The following is a 15,694-nucleotide window of genomic DNA, read 5'->3' as shown; positions in this document are numbered from 1 at the left end:
TATGGCGGGGTATTTTTTTGTCTAAATATCGTGTTTTCGAAAATTAGAGGTTAATTATATCGATAACAGTGACTACAATTGGCACTCTTCTCTTTTATTTAGGCTGCTGATTTCGATGAAATTATCTGTTTGTGCAACGTTTATCTCCCTTTCGCTATTGGTAGGATGTCAAAGTACGTCATTAACCTCGACAGATAGTTCTGATTCAATATCAACAGCTGATTCATCAAATCAAATTGAATCAACCACAAGCTCAAACAATAACACCGCTATTTGTCCCGTATTAGGCATTCAACCAGTGACTGTTTCTGTGTCTGATTTATGGGCAAACGGTGATGTGATCACCGATGCTTATACTGGGAATATTGCTCAGGTGGTTAATGGAGAGATAACGCTAACACCAAGTCGCCACAGTGGTGGCGTATTACTGTTGGAATCAGAAGAAGAAAAAGCGCGCTTCTCTTGGGATGGTGCGACGTTCTACCACATCGCAACGGATAGATTCTTTAATGGGAACAGTTGGAATGATCACAGTTATGGACGCCAAAGCACAAAGGAGGGCTTTCAGGGCGGAGATATTGTTGGCTTAACAAAAAAACTCGATTACTTAGCCGAATTAGGCGTTGATGTCGTATGGATCTCCACTCCTCTAGAGCAAGTGCATGGGTGGTTACCCAATAAGAGCGGCAATTCTCCTGAATACCCTTATGCCGGTGGTGCGACTCTCGATTGGACGCAACTGGATACCAACATGGGGAGTGAGCAAGAAATGCGAACGTTTGTCGACCTAGCGCACCAATTGGGTATGCGAGTGATGTGGAGTGTGGATACGGCACCGTCAATACCAACCTTATCGGATTTACAGCAATTTTCAATTCAGCCGAATAATCCGGATGCGTTACCAAGCTATTGGAGTGAATGGCAACCACAAGAAGGTCAAAACTTAACACATTATTTAGATGCTTTTAAAAATAAGAATGGTGATATACCTGATTGGTGGTCAGAAGCATGGATGGAAGAAAATAATGAAAACGCGATCACGTTGCCTGCATTTTTTGCGAATAAGCCGTCAACTAAAGTAAAAAGCAGTGAAAAGACAAAAAATGAGTACCTAGCTGGATGGATGAGTGCATGGGTGTCAGAGTTTGGGATTGATGGTTTTGTTGTTTCTAATTCAACACCAGAGTTAACTCAGAAGATCGAGCAAGAAGGGAAAGACGCTTTTACTCTGTGGAACAAAGACAACGCGTACAAAGCGTTAGAAAATGCGTCTTTTCGTGTGATTGATTTACAGCAACAGAATTACTTTAGCGATCAAATGCTGTCTTTAAAAAGCAATGATGAACCGCACTGCCTCACTAAGCTTAATGCTGAGTACGTAACTCAAAGCCAAGCTGAAAAACCAAGTATGACTCGATTGACTTGGTTTGATGGTAAATCGTTATCTGATTCTTCAGTGGGCAGTGTAAACGCAGATAATTACGCGGATTACCGTGATGCAGCAACGGCGTTACTACTTTCTCCTAATGCGGTTTCTATTTGGTATGGGGATGAAACGGCCAAAATGGGAGGGATATACAGTAAGATGAATTGGAATGAGATAAAAGATCAACGTTGGTCGTTGCAGTCTCATTGGAAAAAGCTCATCGAATTTAGAAATAATCACTCATCAATTGCGAATGGTGAGCATCAAGTGATCAAGCGTGAGCCTTACTATGCGTTTATTCGAAAGAATGAATCAGACAGTGTCATGGTGGTGTATACCGGTGAGAAAAAGTAGGTTTTTTACTGTCATTAAAGTTTCACAAAATACCGGAGTAGAGTGTGATAATCGCCACGTTGGTTAAGTAAATAAGGTGGTAATCTACGGTTAGGATTTGTTGTATTGGTAGACGTTTCTTAAGGAAAGGAGCATATCATGACACGTTTTTTAGCTATTTCTCCTCAAAGCCAGTGTTACTTATTTTCGACCGCATTTGCTTTGAATTTATTGGCTATGGTGCTAACCGAGATGTGGTTACCTATGGTTGTAGGTGCTCTTGTTACTTTGGGGCTATCCGTTGAAGCTTGGGTTCGAGTTCGTTATATATTACCGATGAAAACAGAAATGCGTGATCTGCAACATCAGATGGACATACTTCAAAGAGAAATAAGAGACATTAATTCTCGAACAGATTAAGAAAAGGCAGCCTCGTGGCTGCCTTTTTTGTTTTACGCAGAAAGCCCTTTACGGATCAGAAATCGAAAAGGGAGTGTTTCAGTGTCTTCTGCAATGAGTTCGTGATCCATAAAGCGACAAAAGCTTGGAATATCTCGGGTGGTGGATGGGTCATCAGCTTTAATCAGTAATGTATCGCCATCGGCCATCTGTCGAATTGTTTTCCTAACCATCATGACAGGTTCAGGACAGCGTAATCCTTCAGCTTCTAGTATGTGTGTCGCATTATCAAAATTGATGGTCATGTTTATATCTCTTTACAGTTAAAGGCGAGCCAGATCATACTGCTGTAAAAAAAATAATCAATACGCGTTGGCAAAGAACTGAAAATGGAGTAGGTTTAAAGTAACAATAAATTAACATGGAACGGTTAAGTTGTTGTTTTTATGGTTTATAACATCTCCTGTAGAAAAGTAATAAAAGAAGGATCGCCATTATGCTTACTCAAATAGATCGCCTTACTATTTACTGCGTGCTGTGTTTTGTCACTATCTGTTCATTGGTTTTCAGCACACCTAACACCATGAGCCTCTTTCCATTAATTAGTTTAGCTTCAGTTATGATAGCGTTAACGATTGAACTAAAAACATGGAGTGAATCAGAGGCTATTGAAGATAAAGATCATTAACCTCAGAATGTAACTGAAATATATCGACTCCAGTTTCCCGTATTATCACGTATTCTTGATATTAAATAAGACGTAGGTGAAAAGCGGGATTTTTTTTATCTATAAAACCGTTAAAATGTCGGTAATGCCATAAAGGCGTTCTCTATTGATGGGTTAGGTTATGGAATTAGAAGAAGTTTATCGTCGTGATTTAAATTTATTGGTTGCGTTAAAAGTTCTGTTAGAAGAAAACAGCGTTAGCCAAGCGGCGATTCGCCTGAATTTAAGTCAATCAGCGATGAGTCGGGTGCTGGGTCGGCTGCGTGATTTACTAGGTGATCCTTTATTTACTCGACAAGGGCAGCATCTGGTTCCAACAGAAAAAGCATTAGAAATTTGTGCGCAAATAAATCAACCTTTAGAGTCGTTACGTCAGTTGCTTACGCCCAGTGATTTTACCCCTATGCATTGTGATCAACACTTTTTGATCGCAACGACCGATTATGCAATGCAGACAATTCTACCTTATGCATTACCTAAGATTTACGAACAAGCCCCAAATATATCTTTAGAGTTTACGTCTCTTAATCATGAAAACTTGTTTAAACAATTGAGTACAGAGAAAGTCGACATGGCAATTTGTCGTCCTATCGGGTCCGTATCTCCATTAAAACAAGAAGTATTAGGGCAGGTTGGAGTGTTATGTCTTTTATCAAAGCATCATCCGTTGTCTCATGCATTACTGACATTGGACGATTATTTATCGTATCCACATGCGATGATTGCGATCAGTGATGGTGTAAAAGCATTGTTAGATACCGCGTTGATTGGCCAACGAGATCGCAAACAAGTATTAAGGGCTTACCATTTAGAAGCGGCTTTAGCGATTGTCGACCGGATGCCATTAATTATTACGGTTCCAGCCGATTTAGCTTATTTAGTTGCTGAACGTTATGACTTAGTGATTAAACCATTACCTTTTGAATTTACACCGTTTGATTATTCATTAATTTGGCATTCTCGTTGCGATACATCGCCCGCGCAAAGTTGGTTACGTAGAGTTGTAAAAGAAGAGTGTGGGAAATTAATTGAAAAACGCATTGAAGATATTGGTTTTGTTTGATTGGTGTTGCAGAGACTAAGCATAAAAAGGCAGCGATTAAGCTGCCTTTAATTTACTGATGTTTTCACATTAACACCAAGCTAGGTAGGGCTCAGCGTTAAATTTTTTATCTAATTATAAAACTAGATTTTGATAACGACACGACCTGTAATTTGACCGTTCGTAATGTCTTCAGCAGCTTGGATAGCACCATCTAATGACACTTCTTTTGTTGCTTGAGCATAAAATGACTCAGGAAGAAGCGTAGATAGTTGTTCCCATGCTTTAATGCGTTTTTCGCGAGGGCACATAACCGAATCGATACCTTGTAAACGAACGTTACGTAGGATGAATGGCATGACTGTTGTTGGTAGATCGAATCCACCCGCAAGGCCACACGCCGCTACGGCACCGTTGTAATTTATCTGAGCTAATACTTTAGCAAGTACTTTACTGCCAACGGTATCAATCGCGCCAGCCCACAGTTGTTTTTCTAGTGGTTTTGCTGGTTCTTCTAATTCACTACGTTCAACAATACGAGTTGCTCCTAGTGATTTAAGTAGCTCGCCATTTTCAGAAGCTCGGCCTGTTACTGCCGCTACTTTATAACCAAGTTGGTTTAACAATGTGATAGACACGCTGCCCACACCGCCGCTTGATCCTGTCACTAAAATTTCACCGTCTTCTGGGTTAATGCCTGCATCAACAATCGCTTGTACACATAACATTGCAGTGAAGCCAGCAGTACCAATCGCCATGACTTTTTTAGCGTCTAGGCCTTTTGGCATAGGAACTAACCAATCACCGTTTAGGCTTGCTTTTTCAGCCATGCCGCCCCAGTGACCTTCGCCAACACCCCAACCAGTAAGAACGACTTCATCGCCTGCTTTGTAGCGAGCATCATCAGAGTGAGAAACGACACCGGCTAAGTCAACACCAGGGATCATCGGGAAGTTACGAACAATACGCCCTTTACCTGTAATCGCTAAACCGTCTTTATAGTTAAGAGAAGAGTAGCTAACATCAATTTTCACATTGCCTTCTGGCAGTTGAGATTCATCGATTTTAGTAACTGCGGCAATAGTGTTTCTTTCTTCTTGATTCAAAATGAGTGCTTTAAACATAACGAACTCCAATGATATTAAATAGAGAATCAAACTCTGCATTTGATTGATGGGTTAAGTATAGGTGAGTGTTTTTCGGAAAAAAAATGATACTTAAACATGGTGACTATGCATTTTATGCATAGATCATTGTATGAAAAAAAATTCGAAAAGAGCAAATAAGATCTTTACTTTTTATTGGATCGTGTTATTTTGCACCCTTGCTCTGATGTATAGAGTTATTAATACAAGCAATAAGTACAAGTCAAACCCTCAGAAAAATATCTTCGAAAAAGCTATTATCTCCGTGTTTCATTTCACTTTTCCAATTATTAATAATTGAACATTTCAGCAGATCGTTAGCAGCGAATAAGCCTAACTGGATCTATTTATAATGTAATATGACCGTGTGCTATCGAAGTTGTGAAATGCGTTGGCTTTATACCTAATATCGTTATTAGGCTACCTACTTATTTTTTTAAAGAGAATCTCTTTTTAAAGTGTAAATAGATGGAAAAGGTAAAGAACGTACAACTTCTCTATGTATAAATTACATAAGATAAATATCTCTTCTCAGGCTAAACAAGCGCATCGTATTGATGCATGTTTATACTAAAGTTAAGAAGGATATCTCATGTCTAAATCAACAGGCAGAAAGCGTTTTTGGTTCCACCAAGCGCGTGATACTAAAGTTATCTTAAAAAAATAAGATAACAAGCGATACCGAATAAGGTATCAACTCGAAAAAAGTCGCCCAGAAGGCGACTTTTTTAGTTTCTAGCGTATCAATCTATTCCTAAGGTCGTTCAAAGACCGTTGCAATACCTTGCCCTAAACCAATACACATGGTGGCTACGCCCAGTTTTGCACCTGTGCGCTCCATATTATTAATTAATGTGGTGGCAATACGAGAACCTGAGCAACCCAATGGGTGACCTAACGCAATTGCCCCTCCATTTAAGTTTATCTTTTCTTCCATCACATCAAATAAACCTAAGTCTTTAATGCAAGGCAGTGATTGAGCGGCAAAAGCCTCGTTCAGCTCAAATAGGTCAATATCATCTATGGATAGGCCAGCACGTTTTAATGCTTTTTTTGTAGCAGGAACAGGTCCATAACCCATAATGGCGGGATCGCAGCCAGAGACCGCCATTGAACGAATTTTCGCTCGAATGGTTAATCCTAGTTCATTTGCTTTTTCTTCGCTCATGATCAGCATGGCGGAAGCCCCATCCGATAATGCTGATGAACTACCTGCGGTAACGGTACCGTTAGCGGGATCAAAAGCCGGCCTCAGAGCTGCCAAACCTTCAAGGGTTGTTTCTGGACGAATGACTTCATCGTGTTTCACTAGCGTTAGCGCCCCATTCTCATCGTGACCTTCCATCGGAAGAATCTCAGAATCGAAGTGACCTTCAATCGTCGCTCTATGTGCTTTTTGATGAGAAGCAAAAGCAAAGGCATCTTGTTGTTCACGAGAGATACCATGCATCTTGCCGAGCATTTCAGCCGTTAACCCCATCATACCTGAAGCCTTAGCTACGTTTTTTGATAAGCCAGAGTGGAAATCAACCCCATGGTTCATTGGTACATGGCCCATGTGCTCGACACCACCAATAATGCAGATGTCGGCATCTCCAACCATAATGGCACGAGAGGCATCATGTAGAGCCTGCATCGATGAACCACATAAGCGGTTAACTGTTGTTGCGGCAATGGATTTGGGTAATCCTGCTAATAACGATGCATTACGAGCAATATTAAAGCCCTGTTCTAAGGTTTGCTGCACACAACCCCAATAGATATCTTCAATTTGGTTTGGGTCAACGTTTGGGTTTCTTTCTAATAACCCTTTCATGAGGTGTGCGGATAAATCTTCGGCACGAGTATGACGAAATACCCCATTTTTAGAGCGTCCCATCGGTGTTCGAATGCAATCAACAATAACGACATTTTTCATGATAAATTCTTCCTTAAACCGATGGTGATGAAACAGATGATTTCGGGGCCGGGTAATAACACTCTCCAGCCGCTGCTTTTTGTTTGATGCTGTCAGGCACTTGGTAAACCGGACTTAATTGCTCAAACTCTGTGGCCATGTCTAAATACGTTTCTAGACCGATAGAATCCAGATAGCGGAATACGCCGCCTTTAAATGGAGGAAAACCTAATCCATACACTAAGGCCATGTCAGCCTCTGCTGGAGAAGCGATAATCCCCTCATCTAAACAACGAATGACTTCGTTAATCATTGGGATCATCATACGAGCGCTAATTTGCTCAGAGGTGTAAGGTTGAGTTGAGTCGGTTATTGTGGCAATAATGGCATTGGTTTTTTCATCAATGTTTTTCTTCGGCTTGCCTTTTTTATCAAGGGCATAAGCATAGAAGCCAATTCCATTTTTTTGGCCATAGCGTTCATCTTCAAACATCGCATCGATAACGTCTCGGCCATTTTTCGCCATGCGTTCTGGGAAACCTTGCGCCATAACCGCTTGTGCATGATGAGCGGTATCAATCCCCACGACATCTAGTAAATAAGCAGGGCCCATTGGCCAACCAAACTCTTTTTCCATCACTTTATCGATTTGTTGGTAATTCCCGCCATCACGCAGCAATAAACTAAAGCCAGCAAAATAAGGAAAAAGAACACGGTTCACAAAGAACCCTGGGCAATCATTCACAACGATAGGTGTTTTGCCCATTTGAGAAGCATAAGCCACTACGCGATCAATGGTTTGTTGTGAGGTTTTCTCGCCACGAATAACTTCCACTAATGGCATTCTGTGAACAGGGTTAAAGAAATGCATACCACAGAAGTTTTCTGGACGTTTTAATGATTTAGCGAGCAGTGAAATTGGAATGGTTGAGGTATTTGACGCTAAGATGGCGTGTTCATTAACTTCATTTTCGACTTCAGCTAATACCGCCGCTTTGATGGTTGGGTTTTCGACGACGGCTTCAACGATAACGTCTTTCGTCTCTATGCCACCATAATTGAGTGATGGTGTGATAGATGAAAGTACTTGTGCCATTTTTAGTCCAGATAATCGCCCGCGTTCTAATTGCTTATTAAGCAGTTTCGAGGCTTCGTTCATCCCTAAATCTAATGACGTTTGTGCAATGTCTTTCATTAAGACAGGCACGCCTTTTGATGCCGATTGATAGGCTATACCACCGCCCATGATCCCTGCGCCGAGTACCGCGGCATTTTTAACTGGCTCGCTGTTTTTGACGGCTTGCTTTGCTTTGCTTTTTACTAATTGGTCATTTAAGAAAATACCAACCAATGATTTTGCGACGTCAGTACGAGTGAGAGCCACGAAGTGTTTGTTCTCAATCGCCAAAGCGTCATCACGATGCATGTTTGCACTTTGCTCGATAGATTTAACGGCAGTTAGTGGTGCAGGATAATGTTTCCCAGCCATTTTCATTATCATGCCTTTGGCGACATTGAACGACATAGCGGCTTCTAGAGGGGATAGCTGAATAGGGGCTTTCTTTTGTTCACGACGTTGTTGCCAATTTAGTTGACCATCGATCGCTTGTTTCAGTATAGATACTGAGGCATCAATCAATGTTTCACGTGAAACAACACCGTCGACCATTCCTATTTTTAATGCATCTTTAGCGCGTTTTGGTTTACCTGTTGTGATGACTTCCATTGCGGGATCGGCACCTATTAAGCGAGGTAAACGAACAGAACCGCCCCAGCCAGGCATGATTCCGAGTTGGGTTTCTGGTAAGCCAATCGACGCGGTGTCATCCGCCAATCTAAAATCGGTAGCAAGTACACATTCACAACCGCCGCCCAGAGCAAAGCCAGTAATTGCAGATAGTGTCGGTACAGGAAGATCTTCCAGTCGACTAAAAATTACATTAGCTTGATGTAACCAATCACTGAGTTCTTCTTCTGGTGTATCAAACAACCCTAAGAACTCGGTAATATCAGCACCAACAATAAAAGCACTTTTACCTGATGAAAGTAACAGTGCTTGTAAATCCTTTTGCTTATAGAGAACATCAATGGCTTCACCTAGCGAGCGTAGGGTCGCAATATTGAGCTTATTAACACTGCCAGCCGCATTAAAGACTAAGTGAGCAATGCCGTTTTCGATGTAATCTACAGAGAGGTTTTCACCTTGATAAATCATTTTCTATCTCCATGAAATGAGAACCAGAGTTGAGTATTCATTATTATAGTAGTCTGGTTTGACCAGTTAATAGTGGTGCTAATTTAAACAGATGGCAAACTAAATTTAACATTTTATTTACGTTTGTATTGGTTGATCACAAATTTGTTTTTGTGATGAAAAGAATAAAGCTCAGCTTAAAAGAATAAATTTCATCAGAAGTGATACACTTTAAGGTTCCATTTTTGCTATCAGTGTAGTCTATGAGTGATCAACCATATCAAGTACCTAAAGCAATGGCGGTGTTTGAAGAAGAGATCAAAAAAAGCGTATTTATTACTTACCTCGCGAGAACTTCCTCTGTTGAAGCAGCAAAACAATTTGTTGCCGAAATTAAAGCGAAACACGCCGGAGCAAGACATCATTGCTGGGGCTTTGTAGCTGGACGACCTGAAGACTCAATGAGGTGGGGATTTAGTGATGATGGTGAACCTTCAGGAACTGCAGGTAAACCAATTCTGGCTCAATTAAGTGGTTGTGGTATTGGTGAAATTACCGCGGTAGTTACGCGTTACTCCGGTGGTATCAAGCTTGGTACTGGTGGGTTAGTAAGGGCGTATGGCGGCGGTGTACAACAAGCATTAAAGCTGATTGAAACAGAAGAAAAACGAATTACGGCGACGGTTGTTTTACATTGTGACTATAACTTAGTGAGCTTGGTCGAAACATTACTACATCAATTTGAAGGGCAACAAATTAGCGCTGACTATAGTGATAGGGTTGTCATGACCTTAGAATTAGAAAAACGCGTTATTAACGAATTTAAAACCGCTGTGATTAATAAAAGCGGGGCCAAAATTGAATTTCCAACACAATAATAAATTCAATTCATATAAACCATTAGGATGTGAGTGACGCGAAGCGTTCAATAAATCATGCAGTTTCGATCAATAATCCGCATTGTGGGTATTTTACTCGCGGTGTTCAGTTTTTTCATGTTAGCCCCCGCTCTTGTCGCGTTTATTTATCGTGATGGTGCCGGTGTGCCTTTTGTTATTACTTTTTTCTTGTTACTTGCCGGTGGAGGGCTACTTTGGTTCCCCAATAGACAGCACAAACAAGAATTAAAATCTCGCGATGGGTTTCTCATTGTAGTCTTATTTTGGATGGTAATTGGTAGTGCGGGTGCATTGCCGTTTTTATTATCTGGTTCACCTGATATTTCGATAACCAATGCCTTTTTTGAGTCCTTTTCTGGTTTGACGACAACTGGTGCTACCGTTCTTACAGGATTAGACCACTTACCAAAAGCGATTTTATTCTATCGACAACTGCTTCAGTGGTTTGGCGGTATGGGTATCATTGTACTCGCCGTTGCGATTCTTCCTGTTCTTGGTATCGGTGGGATGCAGCTTTATCGTGCTGAAATTCCTGGACCGGTAAAAGATTCTAAGATGACTCCGCGAATAGCTGAAACCGCTAAGGTGCTTTGGTATATCTATTTAACGTTAACCATTGCTTGTACATTGGCATTTTGGGCTGCGGGGATGGATTGGTTTGACGCCATCTCTCATAGTTTCTCAACAATCGCTATTGGTGGTTTCTCTACCCATGATGCAAGTATGGGGTATTTTAATAGCCCCGTAATTAATGCGATTACAGTGGTGTTCTTACTTATTTCAGCGTGTAATTTCTCTCTACACTTTGCCGCTTTTGCGTCTGGTGGTGTACATCCTAAGTACTATTGGAAAGATCCAGAATTCAGAGCATTTATCTTTATTCAAGTGTTGTTATTTTTAATTACGTTTTTGTTGTTATTGAAACACAGTACTTATGATTCGATAGGTACCGCTGTTGATCAGGCATTATTTCAAACCGTTTCTATCTCAACAACGGCGGGTTTTACAACCACCAGTTTTGCTGAGTGGCCATTATTTTTACCTGTGTTGTTGCTGTTTTCTTCATTCATTGGTGGTTGTGCGGGGTCTACCGGCGGTGGAATGAAAGTGATACGTATTTTATTATTGTCATTACAAGGAATGCGTGAGCTTAAACGATTGATTCATCCAAGAGCTATTTATACGATTAAGATTGGCAGTAAGGCATTACCACAACGAGTGGTTGATGCCGTATGGGGATTTTTCTCTGCTTATACATTAGTGTTCGTTATTTGTATGTTGGCATTGATTGCGACAGGCATTGATGAATTGACCGCATTCTCAGCGGTGGCGGCAACATTAAACAATTTAGGGCCTGGTTTAGGTGAGGTTGCTGTACACTTTGGTGATATAAATGATTCAGCGAAATGGATTTTAATCATCTCGATGTTATTTGGTCGTTTGGAAGTGTTTACACTCCTTATTTTATTTACGCCGACGTTTTGGCGTAGTTAACACTCAAGATTAATAAAAGAGGTTATTGTGGAAAAAGTATTACTTCTTCATTCGAGCCGTGAAGGTCAAACGATTAAAATTTTGAATTACATAGCAACGAAGTTAGGTTCAGATTGTCAATGTGACTTAATGGATGTGCATCAACCATTGAGCGTTGCATTTTCAGATTATGACCGCGTTGTTATTGGTGCATCTGTTCGTTATGGGCATTTAAATAAGAAGTTGTATCAGTTTATCGAACAGCACCAAATTTCATTAGAACAAGCCAAAGCGTCATTTTTCATTGTAAATCTGACGGCTCGTAAAGAGGGGAAAGATACGCCAGAAACCAGTGCGTATTTTAAAAAGTTTTTAATGAGATCTCCTTGGGTCCCTTGTTTGCAAGACACGTTTGCTGGCGCCTTATTTTATCCGCGCTATAACTTCTTTGATCGATTTATGATTCAATTAATCATGAGAATGACGGGGGGAGAGACTGACCCAACGAAAGAAGTGGAATATACGAACTGGCAACGAGTGGATCAATTTGTAGAGAAAGTTAAACAAGGCTAATTTCTGTTCGTTTTGGATGGAATAGTGCGATAGAAGTAGAATTTTTCATTTAGATTCATATTTTTAGCGCAGAAATAGTAGATTTTATTGTTTAAGTCATTACAATAGCACGCATAACAGGGGTGTAGCTCCAACTGGCAGAGCAGCGGATTCCAAATCCGCGTGTTGGGAGTTCGAATCTCTCCACCCCTGCCATATTTAAGACCTCAGCAGAAATGCTGGGGTTTTTCCATTTCTAGAGTATAGAAAAGAGCAACGGATTCCCCCACCATAAGAACGCGCGTGCTGGGAGTTCGAATTACTCTAGCTTTGCCATATTTAGAGAAGGCTTGTATCGAAAGATACAAGCCTTTTTGCTGTCTGCGGTTTGAGTAAATTGTGGCGGATTTCGCAAGTAACAAAAAAACCATTGAGAATAGCAATCATTTACGTTAATTCCTTGCATTTATAGATACTTTATATTTAGATCAGAGCCTTATAAAATATAAATATAATAACTAGGATGTATTATGAGAACTTATTGGTTACCAATAGCTTTTTCTTTATTCGTTACAGGCTGCGCAACTCACTCCGTTACACCAATAAAAACAGATCCTAATTGGGTCAGCGAACAACTTGATAATGGACTTCGTTATCATATCTATCCAGATACTGAAAAAGAGGTATCAGTAAGATTGATTATTCATTCTGGTTCATTCCAAGAAACACAAGATCAAAAAGGATATGCACATTTTGTTGAGCATATGGCGTTTAATGGAAGTGAGCACTTTTCTCAAAATGACGTCATTTCTTTATTTGAAAATGCAGGACTCAGCTTCGGTGCTGATATTAATGCTTATACTTCTTATGAAGAAACCGTTTATAAGTTAGATCTTCCAAATAACAGTGAATTAAATAACGCCCTTACATGGATGCGAGATATTGGGGATGGTATCGAGCTTTCTTCTAAAGAGGTAGAGAAAGAGAAAGACGTTATTCTTGGTGAGTTTAGATATTCTCGGTTTGAAGAGAAGGATACATCGACACAATTTTATGAGCACATGACCAACAACTCATATGATGCTTATGATCCTCTTGGTAATAAAGAATCGGTCGTGTCCGCGTCTTCAGAAACATTAAGCGAGTTTTATAAGAAATGGTATCAACCACAATTGGCTGAGATCGTTATCACGGGGGACGTTACTTTAGCGCAAGCGACTGAGCTCGTTAAAAAACACTTCACTTCTTGGGAAAAAGGCACAACTGCGGCAACAACAATGGAAAAGGAGGTATTAAATACATCTGATTTTATTGGCTATATTGCGGGTGGTGAAGCGCCAAGCATCAATATGATTATTGATCGTGGAAACGCGAATGTTCAAAGTAGAGAAAAACAACACCAGCTTTGGTTAGATTATATTTCTCAAGAATTAATTGAACAAAGAATGAATGCTGCATTTTTAGATGCAGCAATGCCCGCTCAATGGATTTATTCGACAGAATACTTTGTTTCAGACCGTCGTTACTCCATTTCTTCAGTATCATTTCCGACACGTTATAGAGAGCAAAGCGAAACGCAATTTTTAGAGGTGTTGGCTTCTTTACGTGATTATGGTGCAACGGCTAATGAGTTAGAGGACATCGTAAAATATTATCAATATGAATTAGATAATATGGGTAAAAACCGAGACGATTTAAACGCGGTTGATCATGCAGAAAACAAATCAATGAATATTGTTAACCAGCAACCAAGTCAGTCTATTTTAGGTTATAAAGAAAGCTTGGAAGCCTTTATTTCTATGGTAGACCTTACGGCTATTAATCAACATATGCATGATTTTCTATCAAGTTCTTACCAATTTGGTATTAGTTTAGATGCGAGTGAAAGTATTGAAGCCACTAAACTAGCGATCCCTGAGTTAAGGTCTCTGTATAACAAGCAGGGTAATAAACCTTTGCTTAATAATATTACCTCCGCTTTCCCTGTTCCTGCTATGTCTGGAAGTATTCTTTCAGAAACGTTGATATCGAGCGAAAGAAACTTAACAAGTTGGACGTTAGATAATGGCATTAATGTTCTGTATTTAAGAGATGTAAACTCTGGAAATGACATCAGTATCTCGTTAGCGAGTAAAGGTGGGATGGCCGCGTTGACTCCGAATTTACTTCCCGCAGCAAACATAGCGATTCCTGTTGTTAGTCGCAGTGGATTGGGCGACCTTACCGGGTCTCAGTTAGATGCACACCTAAGACGTAATGATATTGAGCTTTATCCATATATTAACTTTACTCATCATGGTCTTGAAGTCTTAACTAATAGAGAAGGGGTTGCTGAAAGTTTTGCCGTTTTATCAGCATTGATGTCTGAGATTAAAGTCGATGGAGAGCAGCTTAAAGCGGTAAAACAGGAGTTTAATCAAAACCGCACTGCCTACCTAAAAACACCACTGGGTAAATTTACTCAAGCCATTAACCACAATACGTATGTAGTAACGAGCAGTCATCGATTACTGGAAGGCGATGGAGTGGTTGACGTCACTGATGAGCAAATAAAACAAGTTCATCAATTATTATTCCAACAGAATAGAAATTATCAATTAGTGATTGTTGCTGATCTTAAACCAACAGAGTTAAAACCGTTATTGCGTCAGTATGTTGCTAGTATTCAATTCGTTAATTCTGAACCTGTTGATTATGCCGCTGGTTACAAAGAACCATTTAAGCCTAGTTTTACAATGGCAGTTAATACCGAAAACAACAGTCACTATATTGCTCATTTTATTGCGAATAAGGCTGATGAGAAGCAATCTGCAAAATCCTTGTTTATGGAAGATATGCTGCAACGCATTGTCTCTAAACGTTTGATGTCTTATGTACGTGAAGAGCTGAGCTTAGATTATGCGCCTTATACAGAAATCATAAACTCTGATGGTGAATTACGAAGTAATTGGATTGTTGGCGCTCAAGTTGCTCCAAAAAATGCGGAGCTTATTGAATCAGCGATAGATAAAGTGATTACTGATTTATTAAAAGGAGTGTCTGAGGAAGAAACCCGTTCTGCTGCAAAACAGTTAGTGGTTGATTTGTCTCCAATGAAAAATAACTCATCACAACAAGCCTGGTTATTTACGAGGTACACAATACATGGCTATGGAATTGATGCGTTATTGAATATTCAAAAGACGGCTGATTCCATAAATTCGCAAGAGATGACGGCGTTAATCCAGAGTACATTTGGGGAAGGTGTTCGTAAGTCTACATACTTAGCAACGCCAACTATTCGATAATGTCCTATTTTATTACTGAAATAAAAGTGTGATCTAGATCTTGTTTTTTAGAGGGTAAGCAGTACAATTCGCTGCTTAATTAATCTCTAAGGTTTTATAAAATGAATTACGATTTAGGTTCTGTTTATCTTGGTCAAATTGCTGCAAAGAACATGCTTAATGAAGCTATGTACGGTAAGCAACAACCAAGAAATAAAAAAACAGCAGTAACGAAAAAACTTTGGAAAGGATTCGAAAGCGTAAATACGAAAATGGCTATAATGATAAGTGGTTACACACCCGTAAGAACGTGGTGATAATAACGACTCATTGAAACTAAA

The 15,694-nt window shown here is 40.0% G+C and carries 13 protein-coding genes and 1 tRNA gene; 10 read left to right on the top strand and 4 right to left on the bottom strand.

Annotation, left to right across the window (positions count from 1 at the left end; all coding sequences use genetic code 11):
- Window positions 1-115 precede the first annotated feature (115 nt).
- Window positions 116-1,780 (top strand): alpha-amylase, encoded by a 1,665-nt coding sequence (locus tag A6E04_RS16625; RefSeq protein ID WP_065611930.1) that lies wholly within the window; start codon window positions 116-118, stop codon window positions 1,778-1,780.
- A gap of 138 nt (window positions 1,781-1,918) precedes the next feature.
- Entirely contained in the window at window positions 1,919-2,179 is a 261-nt protein-coding gene (locus tag A6E04_RS16620) for a hypothetical protein (RefSeq protein ID WP_012551369.1), read from the top strand.
- Between the two features lie 32 nt (window positions 2,180-2,211).
- Here A6E04_RS16620 and tusA read toward each other — a convergent pair whose 3' ends face one another.
- Window positions 2,212-2,463 (bottom strand): sulfurtransferase TusA, encoded by a 252-nt coding sequence (tusA, locus tag A6E04_RS16615; RefSeq protein WP_017020771.1) that lies wholly within the window; start codon window positions 2,461-2,463, stop codon window positions 2,212-2,214.
- Between the two features lie 191 nt (window positions 2,464-2,654).
- Here tusA and A6E04_RS16610 point away from each other — a divergent pair, with 191 nt between their 5' ends.
- Together A6E04_RS16610 and A6E04_RS16605 are read left to right on the top strand one after the other, a co-directional pair.
- A complete protein-coding gene (locus tag A6E04_RS16610) occupies window positions 2,655-2,846 on the top strand; it encodes a hypothetical protein (RefSeq protein WP_012551371.1) in 192 nt (63 codons plus the stop codon).
- Between the two features lie 160 nt (window positions 2,847-3,006).
- Window positions 3,007-3,948 (top strand): LysR family transcriptional regulator, encoded by a 942-nt coding sequence (locus A6E04_RS16605; protein ID WP_012551372.1) that lies wholly within the window; start codon window positions 3,007-3,009, stop codon window positions 3,946-3,948.
- 122 nt (window positions 3,949-4,070) lie between these two features.
- On the opposite strand, the gene acuI is transcribed toward A6E04_RS16605, so the two are convergent.
- The 3 genes from acuI to fadB all read right to left on the bottom strand — a co-directional run bounded on the left by acuI (window position 4,071) and on the right by fadB (window position 9,184).
- Window positions 4,071-5,051 (bottom strand): acrylyl-CoA reductase (NADPH), encoded by a 981-nt coding sequence (gene acuI / locus A6E04_RS16600; protein WP_065611929.1) that lies wholly within the window; start codon window positions 5,049-5,051, stop codon window positions 4,071-4,073.
- 775 nt (window positions 5,052-5,826) lie between these two features.
- On the bottom strand, window positions 5,827-6,990 hold the full coding sequence (fadA, locus tag A6E04_RS16595) for an acetyl-CoA C-acyltransferase FadA (RefSeq protein WP_012551374.1): 1,164 nt from the start codon (window positions 6,988-6,990) through the stop codon (window positions 5,827-5,829).
- Window positions 6,991-7,003: 13 nt separating this feature from the next.
- Complete coding sequence (gene fadB / locus A6E04_RS16590) at window positions 7,004-9,184, bottom strand: fatty acid oxidation complex subunit alpha FadB (protein ID WP_065611928.1); 2,181 nt, start codon at window positions 9,182-9,184, stop codon at window positions 7,004-7,006.
- Window positions 9,185-9,426: 242 nt separating this feature from the next.
- Here fadB and A6E04_RS16585 point away from each other — a divergent pair, with 242 nt between their 5' ends.
- The 6 genes from A6E04_RS16585 to A6E04_RS16555 all read left to right on the top strand — a co-directional run bounded on the left by A6E04_RS16585 (window position 9,427) and on the right by A6E04_RS16555 (window position 15,670).
- On the top strand, window positions 9,427-10,041 hold the full coding sequence (locus tag A6E04_RS16585; RefSeq protein ID WP_017020766.1) for a YigZ family protein: 615 nt from the start codon (window positions 9,427-9,429) through the stop codon (window positions 10,039-10,041).
- A 57-nt stretch (window positions 10,042-10,098) separates the two neighbouring features.
- The gene (locus A6E04_RS16580; RefSeq protein ID WP_017020765.1) at window positions 10,099-11,556 is read left to right on the top strand and encodes a TrkH family potassium uptake protein; all 1,458 of its coding nucleotides are present in this window, start codon (window positions 10,099-10,101) and stop codon (window positions 11,554-11,556) included.
- 27 nt (window positions 11,557-11,583) lie between these two features.
- Window positions 11,584-12,108, top strand: coding sequence for a menaquinone-dependent protoporphyrinogen IX dehydrogenase (hemG, locus tag A6E04_RS16575; RefSeq protein ID WP_017020764.1), 525 nt, complete (start codon window positions 11,584-11,586; stop codon window positions 12,106-12,108).
- 118 nt (window positions 12,109-12,226) lie between these two features.
- A tRNA-Trp gene (locus A6E04_RS16570) sits at window positions 12,227-12,303 on the top strand.
- A gap of 314 nt (window positions 12,304-12,617) precedes the next feature.
- Window positions 12,618-15,374 carry a M16 family metallopeptidase gene (locus tag A6E04_RS16560; protein ID WP_065611926.1) on the top strand — a complete coding sequence of 919 codons (2,757 nt, stop codon included), beginning with the start codon at window positions 12,618-12,620 and terminating at the stop codon, window positions 15,372-15,374.
- Between the two features lie 101 nt (window positions 15,375-15,475).
- Complete coding sequence (locus A6E04_RS16555) at window positions 15,476-15,670, top strand: hypothetical protein (RefSeq protein ID WP_012551381.1); 195 nt, start codon at window positions 15,476-15,478, stop codon at window positions 15,668-15,670.
- Window positions 15,671-15,694 lie beyond the last annotated feature (24 nt).

Origin of the sequence: Aliivibrio logei, assembly GCF_001691055.1 — a bacterium.
In the GTDB taxonomy this organism is placed as follows: Bacteria; Pseudomonadota; Gammaproteobacteria; order Enterobacterales; family Vibrionaceae; genus Aliivibrio; species Aliivibrio salmonicida.
This window is presented reverse-complemented; position numbering and strand designations above follow the sequence as displayed.